Source organism: Chryseobacterium arthrosphaerae, from assembly GCF_001684965.1.
GTDB lineage: Bacteria > Bacteroidota > Bacteroidia > Flavobacteriales > Weeksellaceae > Chryseobacterium > Chryseobacterium arthrosphaerae.
This window is the reverse complement of record NZ_MAYG01000023.1, coordinates 247,986-272,248: the sequence shown is the minus strand read 5'-3', so window position 1 is coordinate 272,248 and position 24,263 is coordinate 247,986. Positions and strand designations below refer to the sequence as shown.

The following is a 24,263-nucleotide window of genomic DNA, read 5'->3' as shown; positions in this document are numbered from 1 at the left end:
GCCTTTTTATATTTTATCAGGTTAAAGGATTGAAGTCTTTTATTCCTTAATCCATTTTACAGTTTTCTCAAAGTTTTTTGTTTTGATTCTGATGATATAATCTCCTTTTACCAGTTGCTCAAGGTTAAAAGTTGCTATATGATCACGGCCTGATTTATTATCCGTTTTACCAAATACCAGTTTTCCGCTTACATCATATACCATAATATCAAATGCATCATTTGAGTTGGTGAACTTAATATTCAGTAAACCTCTGCTCGGGTTGGGATATACAGCAAATGCATCTTTATTTCCGGCCACTTCATTTACAGCCAGGTTTTCATTGATTGTGAAATTGACAGGGTTGATATTAAAGAAAACATTTCCAGCTCCAGCCACCATAATTCTTGCCTGTGATGTGTTGACATTAGGAAGGGTAATGACTTCTGAGCCGTCATTCGGAGTAGAATCCAGGATCGTAATAGGATAAGTGAACCCACCATCTGTGGAAAGATAGATGCTTACATTGGCGCAGTTTACCGGAGCAGCAGTTGTATTGGCCACATCCCATGTGATGGTTTGTGTAGTGTTGCCCAGCCAGCTTACCGCTGTAGCCGGTGCTGTAACTTTAAACGGCCCGGAGTTACCATCAACAGTGATAGATGCATCATCATTAGCAACTCCCGCACAACCGGAATTGTTATCTCTTACCGTCAGTCTGAATTCCATGCTTCTTCCATAAGACGGCAGAATTTCGCCTTTGGTAACCGTACCATTGATGATATCGGTAATTTTAGGAAAATATCGGTAAGAATCGGTTACCGGCATAAAGGTTCTGAATAGCGGAGCAGTTCCTGCAGGCGCATTCCAGTCTCCGGCATCCGATCCGCCGGCATCATTTTGTTCCCAGCAGAAGGTAAGCGGATCATTGTCTGCATCAGTTGCAGAACCTGTCAGCTTAAATGGTGTTCCTTTAGGAATAGTATAGTCACTTCCTGCATTCACAACAGGAGCGGTATTTGAAGAAGGTGTTGTCACCTGGCAGGTTGTTGATTGTACTTTCGATGTAATAGACTGGAATGAGCGGGTATGGAAGATGGGAATACTATTGTTCGCCAGGTTATTTGTACTTAAACAGATTCCTGCATATGCCATAATGGTAATTCCACTTCCCGGTTCTACAGCATTAGCACCGCTACGATTTCCGTTACAGTTTCCGGTGATCGCATTAAAGGTATGTGGTCCCCCAAACTGGTGCCCCACTTCATGGGCTACATAATCAATGTCATAGGGATCACCCACCGGATTAGGAGAGCCGGTAATTCCTCTTGCTTTCTGGGAATTGCTGCAGATCACCCCTAATCCTGCCAATCCACCGCCACCCGTACTGAAAGTGTGGCCTATATCAAAATTGGCTGTCCCGATCAGGGCTGTGATCTGGGTCTGGCTTTCACTGATTAAGGTGTTTGCATTATTATTTCCATTAAAAGGATCTGTAGCAGGATCTGTAAATATAATACTGGTTTCATTGTCAACCAATATCAGTCTGGAAGCTACTTCCTGCTCATATACTCCGTTTACTCTGTTTACTGTTGTTACAATAGCTGATAAAGTCTGAGCCACAGTAGGAGTAGGCGAACCTGTTGCTGCTTTTGCATACTCACCCGTACAGGCTACGGCAAAGCGGAAAATCCTAATCTGAGTTCCTACGCTTGGAGTAACGGTTTTTTCTGTGCTTTTTTTTTCAAGAGGCAGTTCCTCGTCTTTTGTTTCACAAATTCTCGGATTTTTGTCAATTAAATCCCCTTTTTTATAAATGATATAATCATTGATATTATTTTTTGCATACGGATCTATATAGGTATCTCCTGTAACCACAGATTTTATCTGGGCATGGAATCCCAATTCCGTTAAGTCCAGTTTTATAGTGGCATACCGGTCATCTATACCCTGCCCTGTCAGGGTTACAATTTGAGGAAATTGACTTGCCAGTTTCGGAGCCATTACAGAAGATTTCCAGATCCGGAATCTGGCTTTCGAGCCGTCAGGCATCGGTAAGATAATCATCGGTGCGTTGTCTTTACGATCCGTATCTTTCAGTTCAGGAACGGAGTTAAAGTAATTTTTCATTCCAGCCACATCCAGTGTGTAGGTCACAAATTTTTCAGGCTGTACTGTTCTCTTTCCGGTTTCTGCTTTAATAGATCTTTTACTGACTACAGTAAAAAAATCCTGTGCCTTTCCCAGGGAAATGGATAAAATAAATACCCCCAGATAGGATAAATGTTTAATTTTCATATTTTATGGTGTTGATTTTTTATAAAATTAGCTAAATATATACAAATCAACAAAAAATATAAACATTATTTTACAAAAGCCACAAAACAACAATTCTATAAGGATTCATAGATCAAAGTGCATTCTGTTTTATTTTCATCTGTCCGGTTGCATTTAACCTGCATCAATCCTCTATTTTGATTATCTTTGAAGGCAATAATAACTTATCAAATAAAGAACGGGAAGTAAAGATTATGAAAAAAATTATTTCATTTTTTGTATTGATTCTGGCATTCGGCTTTATGAATGCACAGGAAAACTTTGAATTATCCACTTTAAGAATCGGGCCGTACAAAATTTTCATGGATAAAAAGGAGGCTGAAAAAATAGCCGGTACACCGCTGAAAGTAACAGACGGAGATAAAAAAAATAATGTAAAATACAATGGCGAACTGATTGGTATACAGCTTTACAGCGGATACGGCGGAGAAGCAAATCCGGACGGTATTGTGATCACAGGAATGACGACTACCAGTAAAAAGTTTAAGACCAAAAGCGGTATGGGAATCGGGAATACAAAGGATGAGCTGATCAATGCTTACAGAAATTATCCTCACTTCAATGTAAATCCTTCCTATGATGAGCAGACGGGAAAATCTCTTAAACAGGCGGGATATTTCACATTGGAAGATGATGATGCGGGAACTCAACTGATTTTTAAATTAACCAATAATATTGTTACTGAAATCACAGTTTACATCAATGAAGGCTGCTAAAAGCATTCAAATATTCAAATAAATAAAAATCCGGGTTTTTCAGATCCGGATTTTGTATTTCCGTAAGCCATTAAAAAAGTGTAAATTTGCGTGCAAATAAATCAGATATAATGAGTAAAAGTATTGAAGAGTTAAAATCTCTTACTACGCAGATCAGAAGAGACATTTTAAGAATGGTTCACGCTGTAAATTCAGGACACCCGGGCGGAAGTTTAGGATGTACGGAATACTTCACAGCGCTTTACGGTAAAGTAATGAACTACAAACTGCCTTTCACTATGGAAGGGAAAAATGAAGATCATTTTTATTTATCAAACGGACACATCTCTCCGGTATATTACTCTACTTTGGCAAGATTCGACTTCTTTCCGGTAGATGAATTGAGAACTTTCAGAAAATTAGACTCAAGATTACAGGGCCACCCTACTACTCATGAAGGTCTTCCAGGGATCAGAATCGCTTCAGGTTCTCTTGGACAGGGGCTTTCTGTAGCTCTTGGAGTAGCTCAGGGTAAGAAACTTGACGGAGATCAGTCTCTTGTTTACTCTCTTCACGGAGACGGTGAACTTCAGGAAGGTCAGGTTTGGGAAGCTTTCATGTACGCTGCTGCTAAAAAAGTAGATAATATCATTTCTACTATTGACTACAACGGACGTCAGATCGACGGAGATACGGATGATGTATTGAGCCTTGGTAATCTTCATGCTAAACTTGAAGCATTCGGATGGATCGTTTTGGAAGAGAAAAACGGTAACGATCTTGAAGCGGTAATCGGTATCCTTGAAAAAGCAAAGACAGAAACCGGAAAAGGTAAGCCTGTAGCCATTATCCTTCACACTGAGATGGGTTACGGAGTAGATTATATGATGGGGTCTCATGCATGGCACGGAAAAGCTCCTAACGACGAGCAGCTGGATACAGCATTCAAACAATTATACCTGGAAGCTCCGGCAGATTACTAATATCTTACAATATCGATTAATAAAAATAAAAATGAAATATACATATACAGAAAAAAAGGACACACGTTCAGGATTCGGAGCAGGATTGGCTGAACTTGCTGATAAAAATCCCAATGTAGTAGCACTTTGCGCAGACCTTATCGGTTCTTTGAAAATGGAGAAATTCATTGAAAAAGCGCCTGAAAGATTCTTCCAGGTAGGTATTGCTGAAGCGAACATGATGGGACTTGCTGCAGGTCTAAGCATTACAGGAAAAATTCCTTTTACAGGAACTTTCGCTAACTTTTCCACTTCCAGAGTATACGATCAGATCCGTCAGTCTATCGCTTATTCAGGAAAAAATGTAAAAATCTGTGCATCTCACGCAGGTCTTACTTTAGGAGAAGACGGAGCTACGCACCAGGTTCTTGAAGATATCGGTATGATGAAAATGCTTCCGGGAATGACGGTAATCAATCCTTGTGACTACAACCAGACAAAAGCAGCTACTATTGCTATTGCTGATCACGAAGGTCCTGTATATTTAAGATTCGGAAGACCTACCGTTCCTGTATTCATCCCTGAAGATATGCCTTTCGAAATCGGAAAAGGAATCATGCTTCAGGAAGGTACTGATGTAACGATTGTTGCAACAGGTCACCTTGTATGGGAGTCTCTTGTAGCCGCTGATGAGCTTGAAAAAGAAGGTATTTCGTGTGAAGTGATCAACATCCATACGATCAAGCCTCTTGATGAAGAGATCATTTTAAAATCTGTTGAAAAAACAGGTAAAATCGTAACTGCTGAGGAGCACAACTACCTTGGAGGTTTAGGAGAATCTGTAGCGGGAATGCTGGCAAGAAGAAGACCTACAAGACAGGAATTTGTAGCAGTGAACGATACTTTCGGGGAATCTGCAACGCCTGCTGAGCTGATGAAGAAGTATAAGATTGATGCTGCAGCGGTAAAAGAAGCTGTGAAGAGAATTTTAGCTGACTAACCATTAGTGTAATCATATAACTGCGGGCTGTTTCTTCGAAACAGCCCGCAGTCTTTTATTGAATGAGTGATTCAATGTTGGAGTTTTGTTTTGGAGTACTATCCCGGCAAAGGAAGAGCCATGGTTATACTCCCATTTTTTATGGTTTTAGTTTCTACCCTTCATTATTATTGTTCTGCCTACTGATTCATAGGGATTCCAACGGCAATCAGAACCGGACATAAGATTTTTTCTATATACTCATCTTCTCTTCTGTTGGAAGCTTTTGAGCCCGAGAAATAATTGCTGATCCTGTAGCTTTTCACAAACAGATTCCTTTTTTTGCCAATTGCATAATAATATCCTCCCCACTCATCATTGAAGGAATAGGTCATTTCATCAAAAGTCATAATCTTTCTGGTGAGTATCCATTTTCGGTAAATACATTTCTCTGATTTATCAAAAATATACTTCACGGGAATCCTGAAAAAGAGATCGAAAAGCAGGTATCCCATATAGACCACCCATACTGCAAAAATAATTCTGAGAGCATTTCCCGATATGATATCGATAAAGCAGTAAATGATCGCAGGAATTATAATGATACCCAGCGCAAGCCACCACACTAAGGTTCTAAGAAAACTGTAATTGGGCATGAAGCTTATTTCACTGCCGTTCTCTTCAAATTTATAGCGGTCTGTTATGTCCATGATCCTGCTCATTGATTTTCATAATATCCTCTGTTTCATTCACCATCTTCTGTATTCCTCTCTGAGTCACCGCCTGTCCAATGGTCAGGTGTTTTTCTTTCCCGTCGACCTCAAAATAAACAGACAGTATTACATTGGTAGTAATGAAGCCAAGATACTTTGTAGCCAGTACATGGAAATTGGTAAAATCCTTAATATCATACGTTCTTGCCGGAACGAAAATGGTATGTTTTCCGGTAATGGTCTTCCTGTCCATATCAATAATAAACTTCTTGGTAAAGAAATTGACTATAATAAGTGCCACGACCGCAATGATAATAAAACTGACCGTTCTGGAACTGTTAAAGATAAAGCCTGCTATGATTAAAAAGATGACGCACAGCACTGTTATAAATACCGGCTGGTTTTTAAAAATATATTGATTTCCTTCCTGTTTATAAAATTGATAGTTGTTCATAATATAAAATGTAATTTAGGTTTTAATGTTATATTGAATTCGTTGATTTATAGATACCGTTGGGCAATCTCATCTTCGTTGATGGTTTTGAGGGTATTAAGGTCTGTTCTGAAGTACGTATCATGAATAGAGAAATAGGCGTCCATCATTACTGAGGTCTGCGCTTTTGCTTCTTTCCAGCAGTCAAAGAACCATTGTTCAAACAGCCGGTACTTTTCATCATCATACTCATCCAGGATATCATCAAAATCATCGCCGTCATAATGGTCCTGAAAATCTGCAGCTTCAGTCCATATTTTTTCAGGAATCAAAGCGCTCCATTTTTCGTTTTCACAGGCTGCATTTTCTGTTTTCTCCGGAAGGGATTTTGTTTTTGTGGCCATTCTGCCCGCCGCATCTACTCCCCAGCAGATGATATTCAGATATTCAAATTCATATTCAAAATAGAAAGCTTTAATGTCTGACAGGTTTTTATTTTCAAGATATGCTATATTTTCTCCTTTAAGCAAACGGACAAGATCACCGGTAAGATTCCCGGCGATGGTCTGCAGGTATTGCTGAAGCTCAATATTAAGTTTTTTAAGATTTTCCATCATCAGAATGTTTTATTTTATACTGCCTGAAATCGTCATCAACATAATACCTGATGACTGAATCTTCATGAATGTTTTCTTCGTCCAATCCTTCTTCCGGAGATTCACTACAGAAATATTGGAATGGAAGATCGTAAGGATCAACGCTTCGGTGAGAGGTATCTGAGACAATTATTTTATCCAACTTCATAATATATATTTAAATGTGTCTTTTTATGTTCTCATTCTTTTAATTGCCCCAGGTATCCATCCACCCCAGATATTCACTTTTATATTCATTATCATTGAGCCTGATAATGATATCTTTCAGATCCTGCTTCTCAAATTCATAATCTGAAACGGTAAAAATCAGGAAAATATCTTGACCTGTAATCTGTCTGAAAAAGTCTTCATTTTTAAGTTTTTCCAATACTTCAATACATACCGAGTACAACCTGGCCTGGAAGTCTTCAAACCATTCATCGTCCTCATCATGCCGGCCTAATTCAGTTCTCAACAGGGTACCTATTGCATTAAACTCATCATCAGCTCCTTCCATTTCATAGGTCCATTCCGCCGGTTCATATTTATAATAAAGTGCATCATCATCCTCTGCCGTTTCCAGCATCTCCAGAGTATTGGCAGCAGGGCACACCGTCATTGCACCTTCATCACTGTACAATGCAAAGCTGTAAATCTTTTCCCTGCCATGTTTTTCATACATTTCTAAAAAGGCTTTCTTTGCAGCATCTTCTATCCGTTGTTTCAAAATTTCGAAATCCATACTTCTATTCTTTTTTAAAATGGGCGGTAAAATTACCTTATTCCTTTCATATCAGATCATTATATTCTTTTAAAGTATAGCCAGTTTCATGATTATGACTATACTATTCCCGGTTATCTGTTTTTGTTATACAGGATTAATCCGGGGATGAAAAGGGCTGCAGCAAGAAGCATTGGAGGCAGTTCTCCATAGCCGAACAGCCATGAGGTTTCTTTGGATGGCCCTATTTTCTCCATAGAACGGGAAAAAAAGCTTGATACTGAAAAGCATGATGCAGAAATGCAGATCAGGCTTCAGAAGGAAGAACAGGCCAGATTAAAAGCAGAACAGGAACTGCTTACCCTACAACAGCAGAAACTTCAGAGTGAGGTTTTAGCCAGCCAGCTTCACATTCAGCACAAAAATGAAGTGCTTCAGCAGCTTCAGACCCGGCTTTCTGATTCTGACATCAATATACAGCACGTAGTGAAGGGAGAAAACCGGATAGATAATGATTTTGAAAAGATCAGGTTTACCATACAGGAGCTGCATCCGGATTTTTTTAAGAACATCAATGAAAGGACCAAACAAAAACTTACCGCCCTGGATCTGAAATACTGCGCCTATATCTATCTCGGGATGGATACCAAACAGATCTCCCATCTGCTGAATGTGGAACCCAAAAGTGTAAGAATGACCAAATACCGCCTTAAAAAGAAATTCGGGCTGGATGAGCATACAGCGCTGGAATCTTTTTTCCGGGGAGTATTTTCTGAATAAATAATACGCATTTTTAAAAGAATTCAACAATACTTTTTAGTGCAATTTCTTTGCATTCTTTTGGTATTATTTTGTATTGAATTTTGCATTACAATGATATATTTCCCTGATTTTGTACCGGAACTCTTGATTTTCACCCGTAGTTATTTGCATTTTTTTTGTACAAATTAAAGTATGGTTTCAGAACTTCATCATAGGCCGATACACATCAAATCCGGGAAGGACATTTGTACAAAAAGGAAATTTTTACTGCTGTATTGTGTTGATTTGACATTCTTTTTTTTCCGGTTAATATCTCTTTTTTATACTATTAAAAATATCTTTGCTTTTTCAATAATATTTTCTCACCGCACTACTGCGAGTTTGTACAACTTTTCTGATGAAACTTTCTTGAAAATACTGCAAAAAATTTACATATAAAAAACAATTTTATCACTGTTTCGGGAACTAAATATTTATAGTTTTATCCCATCAACGTTGATGAATACATTCTTCATTTTAGTCTGTATGTGTACAGTGCAGGATAAATAGGAGGAGTATTTGCACCCAATGTCAGGGATTATATGACACCAGTTATTTATTAAATTAAAAAAATATCAAAAATGAAAAAATTAAATGGAATGAAGAGTTTCTCTTCAGAAAACAAAAAATTACAGAGAAAAGACTTAAAGTCAATTTTAGGTGGCGATGGTTATAAATACATAGAAACGGATTGTGGTTCTACGTGCTATGATAAAGAGACATGGAAAGATGGCGTGCGTATCAGTACTTTAAAAATAGATACTAATATTCATTAACAGTAATACAGATAGAGGGTTCATCCCTCTATTTCTTCTTATTATCGATTGTGGTATCCTTATTACAGGAACCTGCAAAAATTAAAACTGATTATTCCCTGAAGAGTTTATGAAAAAAGATATGTGGAACTATGCTTCTTATATTTTAATAGCTGTATTTTTTATTCTTACCGCCTGTAAGAGCAGAAATTTAAATTATATAACCTATTACAATAAAATCAATGAAACAGACAGTATATTCCGTTTTCAAAAGGATACAGCAGCTATCATCAAACGGTACAAAAAGATATTCAGACAATACCCTCCCAAAAACCAGGACCGGATCAATGAATATGAAAATTATATAAGACTTGCTGATCAGCATCATAAAAACTTCGGTGGAAAGAAAAGTCTTTACAGGCTTATCCCTTTAATTGCCCCTAACTGGAAGTATAAAAAAGAAGATACCAGCTTCATACAACTCTATAAAAAATATGGTATAGACAGACAGGAAATGGAAGTGAAGGTTGAAGAATGGAAAAAAGGGCTTAACCAAAAACTGATCGATTCCTTTAGTGTTGCATTTCAACGTGATCAAAGCAGCCGCAAAGAAGGAAATTACCCGGAAGTCATAAAAAATGATAAAAAGAATGCTGAACTTCTGAAATGGATGTTTGAAAATTATGGATTCCCGAGTTTACAAAAGATAGGTTTATGGAATGGGGATTTGATGATGCCCTCAGGGCCAGTGTTGCTTCATATGGCTGATTATGATGAATATCAACAATATTTTAAAACCAAGATATTAGAGTACGTAAAATCCGGTGATTGCCCTCCCAGAGACTACGCTGCAATGATAGACAGAAATGATTCTCATCATAAACGGCCTTACACCTATGGAGTATACCAGGGATATGAAAATATAAAAGACTCGGCAACAGTGAACCGCAACCGCAAAAGTATAGGACTGCCAAGCTTGAAGCATGCTCAATGGATCACTAAAGATTTCTTCAAAAAAATAAAAAAGAAAAATTGATACTTATCATTTCTAACAATAACGAAATAACCACTACAGAAGTCATTAAATGGCTGCTAAAACTAGGAAAAAGCTTTATCCGGGTGCATGAAGATGAAATTTTTGATATTAAGATCAGAGAAAAACGGATTTATATAGAAAGCCTGAGAAACAGTTTTTTTATTGATGAAATTACCAGCATATGGTATAGAAGAGGTGGTCTGAAGTTTAACCGTCTGCTTTATAAAAATGAGGCCATTAACCTGAATATGAATGAATATCAGCACTGGCTTGAAGATTATATAATGAAGGTTTTAGAATCAAAAAAACATATCAACAAGCAAAGTAATAGTGATATTAATAAGCTACTTGTACTTGAAGAGGCACAAAAGACAGGTTTGGATATTCCGTCCTATTTTCTGGCGGACACCACAGATGATGTTATTTTAAATAAAACAATCATCAAAACCATAGGCGGAAATCCCCGAATGGAAGACATACTCAAAGATTCCAGCGGAATGATGTATACAACGGTTATTCAGGAAAATGAAGATGAAAGTTTTTTCATCACCTTTTTTCAGGAAAAAATCGAAAAAGATTATGAAATAAGAAGCTTTTATCTCAATGGCAAAATCTGGTCCATGGCTATTTTTTCACAAAATGATGATCAGACTAAAGTTGATTTCAGAAAGTACAATGATAAAAAGCCCAATAGAAAAGTGCCTTATCGTCTCCCCAAAAATATTGAGCAAAAAATACATCTGCTCATGCAGTCTTTAGACCTCAATTCAGGTTCCCTGGATTTCATTAAGAGTGGCAGTAAATATTATTTTTTAGAAGTTAATCCTGTAGGTCAGTTTCTGGGAATGTCAGTCCTGTGTAATTATTTACTGGAAAAAGAAATAGCAGAATATTTATGAAAAAAGATTTTACTCACAGGGAAAAGCATAAACTGCCCCTCACCTTTAAATATATTGACGTTGTGAAAAGTAAAAGCCGTGAGAAAAAACATTTCAGCATCACGGTCCCTTGCGAAAAATACAAGACAGATTCCTATTCAAAACTTAATCCTTACAAATTTCTGACAAGATTAGTATGAAATCTCTTAACTCATCCCCACATAATCTATATTAATTCATGAACTATTTCAATCTATTCAGCAATATTCTCATCACAAAAGGAGCCGGCAGAATCCTCATTTCAGACCTGCAGAGAAATACCTCCGAACTATATCCTCTGGAATTGTATCAGATCATACAGGAGATGAAGGATCATTCCGTTGAAGACGTCCTTAAAGATTATGATAGAACATCCAGACCGGTTGTTCATGAATACATTAATCTTCTGCTGGAAAAAGAGTATGGATTTATCACAGAGAATGATTGGGACAGGAACTTCCCTCCTTTTTACTATGATTACCATGAACCTGTTGCCATAACGAATCTATTTATAGAAATGGAAGATATGGAGGTCATTAAAAAAATAAAATCATCAGCAGAAAACCTGGAAATCAGGCATCTTGTTATCTACAGTTCGAAGGCCTTACCATTAAAGGATTTTATAGAAATTGACAGCGCTTTTACCAACTCAGTATTATCCGGGATAGAAATCTTTTCTCCGTTTCATCAGGAGATTGACCGGTCTTTTATACAGGTTCTCCAGCAGGAGACAGAACGAATTTACAGCATGGTCTTCTACAATTGTACGCAGCCTCCTTTCAAAGCTAAAGATGAATACAGATTTACAGTACAGTTTGTGGAAGAAGAGCTCAAAATATCTGCCTGTGGAAAAGTGGACATGAAATATTTCAATACTAATATTCCCAAAGTATTGGAAGCCATCAATCACAATTCCTGCCTGTATAAAAAGATGGGTATTGATAAGAACGGTAATATTAAAAACTGTCCTCTGATGACCGAAAGCTTTGGAAATATCCAAAATGACAGTCTTGAGCTGGTCTTAAACCATGATAGTTTCAAAAAATACTGGAACCTTACCAAAGACCAGATTGAGGGATGCAAAGACTGTGAATTCCGGTATATCTGTACCGACTGCAGGGCTTATACGGAAAAGAACAGCTTCAATAAAGCAGGACTTGATACTTCAAAACCTTTAAAATGCGGCTACAATCCTTATACCTGCGAATGGCAGAACTGGGCTGAAAATCCTTTAAAACAGAAAACAATCCATTTTTATCATCTGCAGGAGCTCAAAAGAACCGGTGTAGGGTAAATTCCTATCTGAAAAACTTCCATTTCGGAATGATCGCCAGCATCCCGAAACCTGTGAACAGGAAAAGATTGGTAACATCCGTATACAGGAATGTAGACAGGTAATAATTGTGCATAAAGAAATGCAATACCAAAAGTACCGGAAACATAAAGATCCCGATTTTTTTATAGAACAACATCAGCACAAGACCTATCATCATCAGGGCATCAATGGAAAAGATGATGTAAAAATACCATCTGGGAATATCAAGATATTCATGCTGCAGATACTCATCCACATCAATTCCCAGTCCCATTATGGTAAATAACATCAAGGCTGCAAATGCCAGTACAAATCCCCATCCTTTCTTCGGATCCTCGTCAAAATAACTGTATTCTTCCATACCTGCAAAAATAAAGAACTTATGAGAGATTTCATAAGTTCTTTTATAATTATTCGTTTAAAATTTGAATTAAATAGAGATCGCGTTGATCAGTCTATTTTTATCACTCAGGAATTCTTCCATAGAAATCATACTCTCAGTTCTCATAACATCCTGAATGTCGTCGATCTGATAAATGATTCTTTTAGCATCATCTGTATTCTTCGCTCTTACTTTACAGAAAATATTATATTTTCCGGAAATAACGCTAGCTTCAATTACGTTAGGAATAGTTGACAATTCTTTCAGTACTTCCTGAGTACGGTTTGATTTTGTCAAAAGGATTCCTATGAAAGCTGTAAAGTGGTAATCCAGCTTGCCATAATCGATGTTAAGAGATGATCCCAAAATAATACCTGCATCTTCCATCTTTTTCACTCTTACGTGAATTGTTCCAGCAGAAACATCCATCTGCTTTGCAATTTCAGTAAAAGGCATTCTTGTGTTTTCTACTAAGAAATCAAGAATCTTCTTGTCTATTTCGTCCAGTTGATAGTTCATATTAGTTAAATTACAATTTCTTTAAAAAATCTATGTATTTTTTGCAAATTTACGAAAAATAATTTAACTAAAAAATATATATCAAATATTAACAATAATTAACACAGATGATAAAAATCATTAAAATATTCTAATTATTTGCCTTTTGATTTTATAGAATCTGTTTTTATTTCACCTTTTGCTTCCGAAGGTTTTTTATCTTTTTTCTTCTTTTTAAACAAAGAATTGAAGCTTTTACTCCATACGGCCCCTACCCCATAGGCCTGATTAGCAGAACCATTGGTACTGGCCAGCCCCATACCGATATTGGTAGGCTTTGAATAACCCCGGATGACAAGCGTACCGTCATTCTTTTTAGAGAGATCATATTCAATAGAGCCTTCACCAGAAAGATAGTTGTTTTGGGCCCCTTCTGTCTTCGACAACGGAATTCCCAGACCGGTCTTGATATTGACTCTCGGTGAAAGGGCAACACTTACTCCGGCATTGGCCCTGTCTCCTATGCTGGCATTCTGGTCCCCTTTTACATAGTTAAGGTCAATCTGGAACTCATTACTCATTGTATTAAGTACTGATCCCAGCTGTTTCAGAAGCATATTATATCCGGAAGATTCCGCTACATTTCCTACATTCACATCTACACCTCCCGTATTGGATACATTAAAGGTACTCAGCAACAGGACGGAACCGAACTGAAGTACTTTTTCCCCTTCCTGGCTCATTTTGGCGGCAAGCGTTTCCCTTACCTGGCTGGACACATCCAGCGCTGTTACATTAAGGTCTATCTTAGGATCTACCAACGACTGGGAAATGTGCGCCTGCAGCAAGATACTGATAGGCTGAAGTTTACTCAGACTCAGATATTCCCCAACATTGGAAACCATTCTTACATAATTGGCATTGATATCCAGGGAAGGTTTCATGGCATCTCCATCCCACCGGATACTACTGTTTCTTTCTATCTGGAACGTTTTGTTAAGAATTGCTTTGGAAACGAATGTTCCGTTATCCACCTTATATGTTCCACTCATCGCAATGTTTCCCTGTCTGTTCATGTGGAATTTCAAAGGATCTGCAGAACCTTTCACCGTAATATTTCCGACATCATCTCCTACCAGTACATTTACAGTGGTTCCTTTATCAACACTCAGACTGAAGTCGACGTTCATATTGGCTCCTGTCTTTTTCTTGTCCTCGAGCGTCACCAGACCGTCTTTTCCTTCTTTCAGGAACCTCAGCATTTTAAATTCTTCCACATTCGAGGTGGAACTTGAATTGAAAGTAAAGGTACTTCCATTCAGAGCTTTCATATTAGGTGTTGTAATACTCAGCCCCGAAACAGGTCCGTCCACATACAGATCTCCCTGTCCGTAGACACGCCCCCAGAAGAGATCATAGTCTTTCTGTGTGGTATTCAGCATCAATAGGTTATCTGCTCTCATTACCAGAGATACCCCCATGGAAGAAAGCGTTTCAAACTGAATCGCCCCGGAAACATTTCCTTTGGAGTTCGATCTTCCATCGTGCACTTCAATATTGTTGAGGATAGCAAGACCTTTGGTCAACTGGATTACAGTATCATCAAATGAGTAATCTACCCCTGTAAAGAGAAGTTTTAATCCAAAATCTTTTAAAGCAATATCACCGCTGTAATCAAGATTCTTAAGCTTACCATTGATTTTTAGATCTCCGGTGGCCTTTCCTCTCAGATTTCCAAAGACAGACTGCACAAACTGCTGGGTGAATGCCAGATCAAAATCACGCATTTCAGCAGTAAGGTCAATGTCCGGTGAAGCAGTGTTATTGTTAACAGTACCCGTTAAATTCAAACTGTTGTTTCCAAGAGCACCTGCCGAATGTACTTTCACATCAATATCATAGACATTCAGAGAGAATCCGTTGGTAGCCGAAATGGAAATATCCCCCATATCGTTACCATTCATCTTAATATCATCAATCGAAAGATCCACCAGTGGCTGTAAAGTGCTTTTATCCATTTTGATCTTTACAGTTCCGTTGGCAAGTCCTTTTATATCCATGCTGTTACCTCCGGATTGCATTTCCAGAAGTTTTTCTATTGAAAAATCATTGATATCAGCATCTACATAAAAATCTTTGGCTGATTTAAACTGTGCTTCTTTGATAAATAGGGCACTTTTATCAGAATAAACCCTCAGGTTCCTGATATCAAAATCGCCGGTTTGCCTTCTATAGGTAATAGAATGATTGAGTTCAGGGCTTGTATCTATTGCCCAGGTAACTTCATTGAACTTCACTTCTGTGGGTTCAAACCTGAAGACATAATCTCCTGCAGCATCAGTAGACTGATCTACATTGATGGCATATTCCTTAAGCTTTTCATTGATCTCATCATCAGGGCTCCCATGCTTAAATACAGTCGCAAGATGGAGTGTATTTCCGTTTTCATTATTCCCTTTCAGTTCAAAATCCTTGATGATATTTTTGTTGTACTCAATCCTGTTGATTCTTGCATACAGCTGCTGATCGAGATTCGCCGTATTGATCCTTACCTTCACACTGTCTACCATGGCGCTGTCCCTGTTCAGGTTTTTACGGTCATTGATTTTATATTCGGGATTGGAAGCAGCCAAAGCCTTGTCCGCATCTGTAATTTCCTCTTCCTTCGTCATAATATACTTCAAAGAAGTGGCATCAAGGTTCAGGATCAGGTTATTGGAGTTCCCGTCATATTCTCCTTCTACAAGAGCTCCGTTAGGCAACTTCAGGTCCGGTAAGAAATAGTTGACCAGTCCCTGGCGGACATCGAAGTTCAGCGCAAAATTCTGTCCGCGATATAATTTTCTCGGCGGTGGCCCCACCAATATTTTGCCTACACCATTTTGTACCATTCCTGCAAGGTCTGCAAGATTATATTTTCCGGAAATTTTCCCGGTAGCGGCTCCCGGTGCATCAACATCTATGACACGTCCTCCGGCTTCAATGAATGTCCTCAGCTTCGCATTGGGAATATCATATTTCTGAGTTGCCGTAGCAAAATGAAGATTATTGGCATTCACATCCAGCGTAAGATCGTTAATGGATGACATGGACATCTTCCCGTCAACCTGACCGCTTACAATCTGATTGCCCGGTTTATTGGTGAAATAATTCATGTTCAGATAACTGACGTCCGCATTCACATCCATAGCCACTTTAGAAGTACTGAAATCTATCAATCCTTTAATCGTAGCTTTTGCCTGTTCATCATTTACAGTGATGAGCCCGTTATATTTTTTATGATCCAGTAATCCGTCCAGATAAAGGTTATTGATCACCTTATCCATAATTTCAATGCTGGCAACCTGGGATTTGGTAGTCAGACGCATGGTATTGACATCAAAACTCTGTCCGTTAAGATCAAATTTACCTGAAATTAAGCCTACTGTTTTATTTTTTGTAATCACAGAAGTATTAAGGTCTTTTACATCGAGGTATCCTGAATATTTAGGCATGGCTGTGCTGTACCCCGTCAATGTAAGTCTGGAAATCTTTGCCTGCCCTATACCTGTCATCAGATTCCCGTTTTCCACATAGATCTGATCAGGATTTACCTTTGCTGTCCCGTTATATTTCAATTTCCCGAAATCATCTGCAAAATTCTTCATCTTACTGGAAATGAAAGAAGGCATCATGGCTTTTAGATCCTTATAGGTAAAGTCCGTAGAAAGGTCTTTCGTTTCAATCGAAAAATGTCCTTTCAGCAGATTATCTACCTTCATGGTCTTGGTGGCAATATTTACATCAGGGTTTCTGATAAGGAAGTTTTCAAGATGGAATTTATTTAAAGGCCCGGTCATTTTTCCTGCAAGGTTGAACGGCTTGATATTATCCCAGTTCGTTACAAAATAACTGATGTCATAACCGCTCATCTGGCTTCCCTGGTTGATATTCATATCCCAGCGAACCCTATCTGCAAAATCTGCCCAGGAACCATCATGAAGGTTAAATTTAATATCCCCCTGTAATAAGGTATGATCTGTATTTAAAGTAAGGTCTTTTAAAGATAAAAACTGTTTCGTCAGAGACAATTCTGTGGAAAAAGTATCTACAATGTGAGATTTTCCCCATCTCTTTGTCACAAAAGACATATTATTGATCAGCGCCGAAACATTCGGTCCGTTTACTTTTACATTCGGAGCTTTAAGATTAAATTGTGTTGCAGTAAGCCATTTTCCCTGATCTCCGGGGGAGTTTTCATTAACGATAGATACTTTTGAGTCGATGATCTGAATTCTTGAATTCAGCTGAAAAGGAGGTTTATTCGGGTCTCTTTTTTTCCCGTTGTCGAAGAGTTCTGTAAATCTCACAAAATTGGCAATACTGTCGCCTTTATAGGTAATGACTTTTACATCGGCATTAACGAGGGTGAGAGAATTGAAACTTAAGGAATTACTTTTTCCGGAAATAGCATTTACAGCAAGAGAGATCCAGTCTGAGTCCGCACGGAATTCACGGGCTGTAATAAAATCAAGGCCTTTATAATCTTTTACTTTTAAGCCTTTTATCGTTACATCACCGAAATAATTAACGTCTACACTTTCGGTGGAAAATCCTGCTTTAAAATCCTGGTTAACGATCTGCAGTGCCTGATCTGCCGCCCATTGCTTGGTCACCGGAAGATTAATGATCACCATAATACTTCCTATCAGAAAAAGCCCGATCCAGAAGAGAATCAGAAGAAGCTTTGCCCACCAGGTATAACTGGTCACATCCTTTACCGCCTGCTTTCCGAATTCTTCAGCTGTTTCTATAGGATGATTGATAGCATCTGAGGCCAGTTCAGACGCCTCTTTTACTGTTTCCCGCACTTTCCCCTCTACATTTTCAACAGTCTTCTGTACCTGATCCCCTAGGTTTTCAGCTACTGATTTTTTATTCTCATTCTCGTTATTATTCTCTAACTTTGCCATTATTATGAGCGACTCTATAATTTTAGGTATTGAATCGTCCTGCGACGACACCTCAGCAGCTATCATCAAGGGAAATTCTATTCTTTCGAACATTGCCGCAAACCAGGCCATCCACAAAGAATATGGTGGTGTGGTTCCTGAACTGGCTTCACGAGCCCATCAGCAAAATATCATCCCTGTTGTTGAAAAATCTTTTTCTAAAGCAAATATACAACAAAATGCAATTTCAGCTATAGGATTTACACGCGGACCCGGACTTTTAGGTTCACTTCTTGTAGGTACATCATTTGCTAAATCTCTGGCTATGAGTCTTAATGTCCCTTTGATTGAAGTGAATCACCTTCAAGCCCACATTCTGGCCCATTTCATCGAAGATGCAAATCCTGTGCCGCCTGCTTTCCCTTTTCTGTGTCTTACCGTAAGCGGAGGGCATACGATGATTGTACTTGTAAAGGACTACTTTGATATGGAAATTATCGGGAAAACCATTGATGATGCCGCAGGTGAAGCTTTTGATAAAATCGGAAAAATCTTTGACCTTGACTATCCTGCCGGACCTATCATCGACAGGCTGGCAAAAGAAGGAAATCCCGATGCTTTTCAATTCAATAAACCGAAACTGGAAAACTACGACTACTCTTTCAGCGGTATCAAAACTTCCGTATTGTATTTCATCCAGAAGGAAGTCAGAAAGAATCCGGATTTCATTAAAGAAAACCTGAACGACCTTTGTGCTTCTGTACAGAAAACCATCATTGAAATTCTGATGAAAAAACTGGAAAAAGCGGCCAAAGATTTAAATATTAAAGAGGTCGCCATTGCCGGTGGTGTTTCTGCCAATTCAGCTTTAAGAAAAGCGATGGAGGACAACAAAGAAAAATTAGGATGGAATATGTATATCCCCAAATTTGAATATACTACGGATAATGCTGCTATGATCGCCATGGTAGCACAACTGAAGTTTGAGAGAGGAGAATTTACTGACCTGAGAACTACTGCCACTGCAAAATACGATTTATGAAAATACTCCTGGAAGAAAAAATATTAGGTACACACTCTAAGAAAAATTCAAAATATTATTGGATTTTAGAAACCGTTACTGGAAAAAATGAAGTAACAGAACAATCTGAAGAGGATGATTTTCTAATGATAAGTTCTGAAATTGGATATATTCAAAATATAAAGGAAGAAATTATTGAGAAAATCAATTCAGAAAACGTATTCAGTTTTGCTTACGAGCCCAAAGAAGGTGATTATTTATCCATCAGAAACAATTTAAGGAAAAACGAATATTTGAATTTAATTTTCATGAATAATAAGTGGATTGAAGAAATTTATGCTTGTTCGTACAGAGATTGTGAAGGTGATATTTATACTACAATAAAAACCGGTGTGGCGTTTTTAAGCGAGAATGAAGTTTACTTTTAATCATCATTTATAACATACAATTCAGGCAGATTCTAAATATTTAAATATGAAACTTTTTTACGGAGAAATCAACGGAAACGGAGTAATAATCAACGACGAAGAACAGCAGCACATTGTAAAGGTTCTCCGTATGAAAAATGGTGAGGAAATTCATGTGACGGATGGAAAGGGAAACCTTGCTTCCGGAAAACTCAGTATAGAAGGTAAAAAAGCAGGGATTGAAGTTACAGAGATCAGAGAAAACCTACCGGGATTCAGCACGAAACTGCATATTGCCATTGCCCCCACCAAGAATATAGACAGGATTGAATTCTTTGTGGAAAAAGCAGTAGAAATGGGCATCTCGGAGATCAGTATCATTGCCACGGAAAAAACGGAACGTAAGAACATCAATATTGATAAGATCAGAAAACAGGCTGTTGCTGCTTCAAAGCAAAGTCTCAGATTTCATTTTCCTGTCATCCATGATATGGTGAAACTCAACGATTTTCTTAAGAATATTGATCCGGAGCGCACATTCGTGGCCCATTGTAACGAAAATCTTGAAAGAACAGATCTTAAGGACATTCCTGCAATGGAACAGATAACATTCTTAATTGGTCCTGAAGGTGATTTTTCGGAAAAGGAAATTGTATTTCTTGCAGATCATAAGGTCAAAGCTGTTTCTCTCGGGAGCCAGAGGTTAAGAACTGAAACCGCAGGTTTGTTTGTAGCTGCCTGGAATTATTACCATATGATATAATCAGCGTGAGAGACTGTTGTCCTTTATGCTAAACTATTGATAAAATAAGAAGACGCCGTTTTAAAATCGATTTTGAAACGGCGTCTTCTGTTATTTCCCGGATAATTATTTCCAGTCTATATGATGATCTTTCAAATATTTTTCAAAAATCTGCTGACCGCTTCTTATTGAATTGACGCTCCAGAGGATTTTCATTCTCAATAGCTTTTCTTCATCTAATTTATAATCAATACCAGATTTTATCAGTTTCTGTTTCAATTCATACATACAAATTGAAGCAGCAACGGAAACATTAAAACTTCTAGTGAAACCATACATCGGAATAGCCAGTGTTTCATCTGCAAAATCAAGAATTTCCTGGGAAACCCCTTCCATCTCCGTTCCGAAAACTAGGGCAATAGGTTCTGTAATTTCATATTCAGGTAACATTTTAGCATTATTTTCCAATGAAACCACCACTATTTTATAACCCCTGTCTTTAATATTCTGAAAAGATTCCATATTCCGCGGAAGTTTTTCAACCTCTACCCAGGTATCAGCCCCTTTTGTTACCCTGAGATTAGGTTCAAAGCTATATTCTTCCTGCAGGGCCACTACTTTATGAAAACCACAGGCCTCTACAGAACGTACAATAGCCGCTGCATTTCTAAACTGATAGATATCTTCTACAACCGGAAGCACAAAATCTGAACTTTCCTGCGAGAAATGTTCAATTTTCGACAATCTTTCTTCTGTTAAAAACTGTTTTAAATACTCATAAGTCTGAGCTAAGTCTTTCGTCTGCATTTCTTATTTTTTTCAATAACCGGATCTCACGCCTGCTATAACAACCTTATTTTCATAAAATTTCAGCATAAGCGTTTATTCATTTTCAAATCTTTGCAAATTAACGTAATTTTGGCCTATGAACCCTAATTGGGCTCCAATTCTTAATTAAAAATAATACATGAAGCGAAAAGTCCTGCTCATCTATACCGGTGGAACCATCGGGATGGAAAAAGATTATGAAACCGGAAGTCTCCGTGCCTTTGATTTTGGTAATATCTTTGAAAAGATGCCTGAAATGAAACTGATGGAATGTGAAGTCTTCGTTCATCCTTTTGCCAAACCACTGGACTCTTCGGATATGGGGCCTGAGGAATGGAGAATCATTGCGAATTATATTCAGAAAAATTACGAAGACTACGACGGATTCCTGATTCTTCACGGAACGGATACTATGTCGTATACCGCTTCTGCATTAAGTTTCATGCTGAAAGGATTAAGAAAACCGGTGATCATGACGGGATCCCAGCTTCCGATCGGAGATTTAAGAACAGATGCTAAAGAAAATCTTCTGACCAGCCTTTATTATGCCAGCCTGTATGAAAATGATGAAGCGGTAATCCAGGAAGTTGCCATTTACTTTGAGTATAAATTATTAAGAGGAAACAGAACGTTGAAATATTCTGCAGAATACTTTGATGCGTATTCAAGTCCGAATTATCCGATATTGGGGCAATCCGGTGTTCATTTGAATATTCTTAAGGATAATCTGTTCCGTTGTGATCCGGAAGTAGAATTTCATGTTGACGAACATATTTCGGAAGATATTCTGTTCTGGAGAATTTTCCCGGGAATGCATCTGAGCCATTTCAAAGAAATTCCTAAAATGAAGGTTCTTATTCTTCAGGTTTTCGGTTCGGGAACTATTTTCAGCAGTGAAAAGACGCAGGAAACGCTTCAGGAAATCAGAAATAACGGAACGGAGATCGTAGTCGTAAGCCAGTGTATATCAGGAGGTATCTCTTTCGGAAAGTATGAGAACAGTAATATTTTCTCAAGAATCGGTGCCATCAGCGGAAGAGATATGACTGCAGAAACAGCGATCACCAAAGCAATGCACCTTATTGACAATCCGAGTTACCCTGGAAGCTTTGCCGATAACTTCACGAGAAGTCTTTGCGGAGAAATTACAGATTAATTTCAATATTTATTTGGATATTCGGGAAAATACATTATTTTTGCAATCTCAAAAAGAAAGGTGTCCGAGTGGTTGAAGGAGCTACCCTGGAAAGGTAGTATACGGGTAACTGTATCGAGGGTTCGAATCCCTTCCTTTCTGCAAGAAAACTGAAGCCTGTGCTCAATGAGCACAGGCTTGTTTTTTTACTTACTTATAATCTATTTTTCTATTTAACTCTATGACGTTATTATACTCTTTTAGGTTATTCCGGAGTGAAACGGCTGTTTCCCTAAGATCGACTTTTTTAAGACCTCCATTACCGTCATCAGTCATGACCTTAATGCTTTGGGATTTTGTAAAAGAATAAGGATCGGTGTAATAATCCTGTTGAAATTTTGCAAGTTCTTCCCAACTGACTTCTTTCCCTCCTTTCATTACAAAAAGATTTTTATGCTTATTTTTTTTTATTTTGATCAATTTGAATAAGTAATCTTTATGATCATCATAGATTTCCACAATAAGCCCTGGAAGTCCATTGAATATATAAGGACCTTCCTGAAAAGGAATTTCTTTGGCAAACCAGGCGATCCAGACTCTCCCGCCATAATCAACTTCCGCTTTCTGACATTTTATATTTCCGATCGTTTTGTTTTCTTCAGAAAGCTTCCAATTCAACGGCTCATTTATTTTAACATAGAATATATCCCGACTTATCGGTGACACCAGATATTTAAAAACCAAAAGTTGATTTAAATCTTTTTTGATATACAGCTGTTCATTTATGTTGGCCGGATACCCCAATCCAAAACCATTGCCATAATACATCAATGAATCAGATTCCCTGCGCATAGCCTCCCGAAAAACAGATTCTGTATTCAGAATATCCAAAAAATACAGTTTGGACCTGGCGGAATCCTTTCGTACAACTGAAGGTTTGAAATTGAGCTCATAAGAGACTGTTAAATTTTGTGCGACAAAAAAAGATATATACAAAAGAAGAAAAAATAGAGTATATTTTTTAGCCATAGCTTTTATTTTGAATGAAGATACAGAAAAAGCTCCTTCATATACCCATTTGAAGAAACTTCTATTTTTTAGCAGCAAATTATATGCATCGTAACGCATACCAAGTGCCAATTGCATTGTCATGGCCGAAATATAATCCACATTCTAAACCATACTGTGCACAAATATCATTGCCTCCTAATGAACACACATCTCCATATGATCCACCCGGCTTACCTCCTTTCAAACTTTTTAGGTCTTCTCGGCTGATTCTTTTTAAATTTTTCATACAAGTGTTTTAAAGTTATCGAGATAAATGTATACAAAAATATCTATTCACCATCATAGGAATATGTAATTGCTAAAACTTTTCCATTATATAGAATACAAGCAGGATGAAATAATGTTTTTACTGTATAAATTACTAATTAAAACCATTTTTACTTTTTATTCCTGCCATAGGTATTTCTACCTGAATCTATAATCCGTGGTTTCTACTATAAAAAAAAGCCCAGGTTCTCCGTTACTTTGGGCTATACAATAACCACAAAAACATCTTCATATGACATCAACCAATGTAAACGTAAATTCATCCGGACAGGTACAACTTGGAAACGGAGCACAGTTCTGGGTATATCTTTCTCCTCAGAATGATACAGCCAGAATGATCTCTACATGGAAGGTAACCTTTTCACAGGGAAACTGGAGCGATACCATCTCCAGTGAAGATCCTACCAAACAAATCCAGACTCCCGGTCTTTCGGGAATCTTTAACATTAAAGTGGAATTATTAAGTGGCTCAACGGGTACCTGGAGACAGATCCCACCTCAGCAGGGAAGCCACTATGAAATAGGCTGCAACTCCAACTGTGCCTCAATGGTAGGTATTGTTGCAGATAGCACAAATCCTCCTATCGGAGCCATTAATGCCCATTTCTGGACAACATGGGATGCCATGTGCAAAGCAGGATAAATCTCTCAAAAATCAGTCTATATCCCAGGATTGTCGCAGTATTTACTATTGCGGCAATTT

The 24,263-nt window shown here is 37.9% G+C and carries 27 protein-coding genes and 1 tRNA gene; 15 read left to right on the top strand and 13 right to left on the bottom strand.

Translation table 11 applies throughout. The features are described from left to right. Positions 1–39 precede the first annotated feature (39 nt). Positions 40–2,277, bottom strand: a complete 2,238-nt coding sequence (locus tag BBI00_RS20380) for a reprolysin-like metallopeptidase (RefSeq protein ID WP_065400672.1) — start codon at positions 2,275–2,277, stop codon at positions 40–42. 233 nt (positions 2,278–2,510) lie between these two features. Here BBI00_RS20380 and BBI00_RS20375 point away from each other — a divergent pair, with 233 nt between their 5' ends. From BBI00_RS20375 to BBI00_RS20365, 3 genes are all read left to right on the top strand, one after another. Further along, positions 2,511–3,032, top strand: coding sequence for a hypothetical protein (locus BBI00_RS20375; RefSeq protein ID WP_065400791.1), 522 nt, complete (start codon positions 2,511–2,513; stop codon positions 3,030–3,032). Positions 3,033–3,139: 107 nt separating this feature from the next. After that, a complete protein-coding gene (locus BBI00_RS20370) occupies positions 3,140–3,994 on the top strand; it encodes a transketolase (protein ID WP_262487275.1) in 855 nt (284 codons plus the stop codon). Between the two features lie 31 nt (positions 3,995–4,025). After that, positions 4,026–4,973, top strand: coding sequence for a transketolase family protein (locus BBI00_RS20365; RefSeq protein ID WP_065400670.1), 948 nt, complete (start codon positions 4,026–4,028; stop codon positions 4,971–4,973). Between the two features lie 179 nt (positions 4,974–5,152). Here BBI00_RS20365 and BBI00_RS23610 read toward each other — a convergent pair whose 3' ends face one another. The 6 genes from BBI00_RS23610 to BBI00_RS23705 form a co-directional block, all read right to left on the bottom strand. Beyond that, positions 5,153–5,662 carry a hypothetical protein gene (locus tag BBI00_RS23610; protein WP_228394805.1) on the bottom strand — a complete coding sequence of 170 codons (510 nt, stop codon included), beginning with the start codon at positions 5,660–5,662 and terminating at the stop codon, positions 5,153–5,155. Then, entirely contained in the window at positions 5,640–6,119 is a 480-nt protein-coding gene (locus BBI00_RS20355) for a hypothetical protein (protein WP_065400669.1), read from the bottom strand. The genes BBI00_RS23610 and BBI00_RS20355 overlap by 23 nt, the downstream gene beginning before the upstream one ends. A gap of 47 nt (positions 6,120–6,166) precedes the next feature. Next, positions 6,167–6,715, bottom strand: coding sequence for a hypothetical protein (locus BBI00_RS20350; protein WP_065400668.1), 549 nt, complete (start codon positions 6,713–6,715; stop codon positions 6,167–6,169). Then, a complete protein-coding gene (locus BBI00_RS20345) occupies positions 6,699–6,902 on the bottom strand; it encodes a hypothetical protein (RefSeq protein ID WP_065400667.1) in 204 nt (67 codons plus the stop codon). The genes BBI00_RS20350 and BBI00_RS20345 overlap by 17 nt, the downstream gene beginning before the upstream one ends. Before the next feature lie 39 nt (positions 6,903–6,941). Then, the gene (locus tag BBI00_RS20340; protein WP_065400666.1) at positions 6,942–7,475 is read right to left on the bottom strand and encodes a DUF4303 domain-containing protein; all 534 of its coding nucleotides are present in this window, start codon (positions 7,473–7,475) and stop codon (positions 6,942–6,944) included. A gap of 113 nt (positions 7,476–7,588) precedes the next feature. Next, positions 7,589–7,711, bottom strand: a complete 123-nt coding sequence (locus BBI00_RS23705) for a hypothetical protein (RefSeq protein WP_262487274.1) — start codon at positions 7,709–7,711, stop codon at positions 7,589–7,591. A gap of 43 nt (positions 7,712–7,754) precedes the next feature. Here BBI00_RS23705 and BBI00_RS20335 point away from each other — a divergent pair, with 43 nt between their 5' ends. The 6 genes from BBI00_RS20335 (at position 7,755) to gwsS (ending at position 12,257) form a co-directional block, all read left to right on the top strand. After that, the gene (locus BBI00_RS20335) at positions 7,755–8,234 is read left to right on the top strand and encodes a helix-turn-helix transcriptional regulator (RefSeq protein ID WP_228394804.1); all 480 of its coding nucleotides are present in this window, start codon (positions 7,755–7,757) and stop codon (positions 8,232–8,234) included. Positions 8,235–8,836: 602 nt separating this feature from the next. Then, positions 8,837–9,031, top strand: coding sequence for a TIGR04139 family peptide modification target (locus tag BBI00_RS20330; RefSeq protein ID WP_065400665.1), 195 nt, complete (start codon positions 8,837–8,839; stop codon positions 9,029–9,031). A gap of 109 nt (positions 9,032–9,140) precedes the next feature. Continuing rightward, positions 9,141–10,046, top strand: coding sequence for a hypothetical protein (locus BBI00_RS20325; protein WP_065400664.1), 906 nt, complete (start codon positions 9,141–9,143; stop codon positions 10,044–10,046). Continuing rightward, positions 10,043–10,945: a grasp-with-spasm system ATP-grasp peptide maturase gene (gene gwsG, locus BBI00_RS20320; RefSeq protein WP_065400663.1), complete on the top strand. Its 903-nt coding sequence runs from the start codon at positions 10,043–10,045 to the stop codon at positions 10,943–10,945. The genes BBI00_RS20325 and gwsG overlap by 4 nt, the downstream gene beginning before the upstream one ends. Then, on the top strand, positions 10,942–11,124 hold the full coding sequence (locus BBI00_RS20315) for a hypothetical protein (RefSeq protein ID WP_065400662.1): 183 nt from the start codon (positions 10,942–10,944) through the stop codon (positions 11,122–11,124). The genes gwsG and BBI00_RS20315 overlap by 4 nt, the downstream gene beginning before the upstream one ends. 38 nt (positions 11,125–11,162) lie before the next feature. Then, entirely contained in the window at positions 11,163–12,257 is a 1,095-nt protein-coding gene (gene gwsS, locus BBI00_RS20310) for a grasp-with-spasm system SPASM domain peptide maturase (protein ID WP_065400661.1), read from the top strand. A gap of 4 nt (positions 12,258–12,261) precedes the next feature. On the opposite strand, the gene BBI00_RS20305 is transcribed toward gwsS, so the two are convergent. The 3 genes from BBI00_RS20305 to BBI00_RS20295 form a co-directional block, all read right to left on the bottom strand. Continuing rightward, positions 12,262–12,639 carry a hypothetical protein gene (locus BBI00_RS20305; protein ID WP_065400660.1) on the bottom strand — a complete coding sequence of 126 codons (378 nt, stop codon included), beginning with the start codon at positions 12,637–12,639 and terminating at the stop codon, positions 12,262–12,264. A gap of 69 nt (positions 12,640–12,708) precedes the next feature. After that, positions 12,709–13,179, bottom strand: a complete 471-nt coding sequence (locus tag BBI00_RS20300) for an Lrp/AsnC family transcriptional regulator (RefSeq protein ID WP_065400659.1) — start codon at positions 13,177–13,179, stop codon at positions 12,709–12,711. 134 nt (positions 13,180–13,313) lie between these two features. Beyond that, complete coding sequence (locus BBI00_RS20295) at positions 13,314–18,110, bottom strand: translocation/assembly module TamB domain-containing protein (RefSeq protein ID WP_065400658.1); 4,797 nt, start codon at positions 18,108–18,110, stop codon at positions 13,314–13,316. A gap of 4 nt (positions 18,111–18,114) precedes the next feature. On the opposite strand from BBI00_RS20295, the gene tsaD reads away from it, so the two are divergent. Genes tsaD through BBI00_RS20280 form a run of 3 tightly spaced genes read left to right on the top strand, consistent with a single transcriptional unit; the run spans position 18,115 to position 20,280 of the window. After that, positions 18,115–19,131 (top strand): tRNA (adenosine(37)-N6)-threonylcarbamoyltransferase complex transferase subunit TsaD, encoded by a 1,017-nt coding sequence (gene tsaD / locus BBI00_RS20290; RefSeq protein ID WP_065400657.1) that lies wholly within the window; start codon positions 18,115–18,117, stop codon positions 19,129–19,131. Beyond that, positions 19,128–19,538 (top strand): hypothetical protein, encoded by a 411-nt coding sequence (locus BBI00_RS20285; protein ID WP_065400656.1) that lies wholly within the window; start codon positions 19,128–19,130, stop codon positions 19,536–19,538. The genes tsaD and BBI00_RS20285 overlap by 4 nt, the downstream gene beginning before the upstream one ends. Before the next feature lie 46 nt (positions 19,539–19,584). Then, a complete protein-coding gene (locus BBI00_RS20280; RefSeq protein ID WP_065400655.1) occupies positions 19,585–20,280 on the top strand; it encodes an RsmE family RNA methyltransferase in 696 nt (231 codons plus the stop codon). Between the two features lie 105 nt (positions 20,281–20,385). Here BBI00_RS20280 and BBI00_RS20275 read toward each other — a convergent pair whose 3' ends face one another. Further along, a complete protein-coding gene (locus BBI00_RS20275; protein ID WP_065400654.1) occupies positions 20,386–21,066 on the bottom strand; it encodes a TrmH family RNA methyltransferase in 681 nt (226 codons plus the stop codon). Between the two features lie 160 nt (positions 21,067–21,226). Between BBI00_RS20275 and BBI00_RS20270 the strand changes: the two genes are divergently transcribed. Both BBI00_RS20270 and BBI00_RS20265 read left to right on the top strand, forming a co-directional pair. Then, on the top strand, positions 21,227–22,243 hold the full coding sequence (locus BBI00_RS20270; protein ID WP_065400653.1) for an asparaginase: 1,017 nt from the start codon (positions 21,227–21,229) through the stop codon (positions 22,241–22,243). A 54-nt stretch (positions 22,244–22,297) separates the two neighbouring features. Continuing rightward, positions 22,298–22,384 (top strand) — tRNA-Ser (locus BBI00_RS20265). A 48-nt stretch (positions 22,385–22,432) separates the two neighbouring features. Here BBI00_RS20265 and BBI00_RS20260 read toward each other — a convergent pair. Both BBI00_RS20260 and BBI00_RS23795 read right to left on the bottom strand, forming a co-directional pair. Further along, complete coding sequence (locus tag BBI00_RS20260; RefSeq protein ID WP_228394803.1) at positions 22,433–23,251, bottom strand: GLPGLI family protein; 819 nt, start codon at positions 23,249–23,251, stop codon at positions 22,433–22,435. A 79-nt stretch (positions 23,252–23,330) separates the two neighbouring features. Next, positions 23,331–23,519 carry a bacteriocin-like protein gene (locus tag BBI00_RS23795; protein WP_065400652.1) on the bottom strand — a complete coding sequence of 63 codons (189 nt, stop codon included), beginning with the start codon at positions 23,517–23,519 and terminating at the stop codon, positions 23,331–23,333. Positions 23,520–23,792: 273 nt separating this feature from the next. On the opposite strand from BBI00_RS23795, the gene BBI00_RS20250 reads away from it, so the two are divergent. Further along, a complete protein-coding gene (locus BBI00_RS20250; RefSeq protein WP_065400651.1) occupies positions 23,793–24,203 on the top strand; it encodes a hypothetical protein in 411 nt (136 codons plus the stop codon). Positions 24,204–24,263 lie beyond the last annotated feature (60 nt).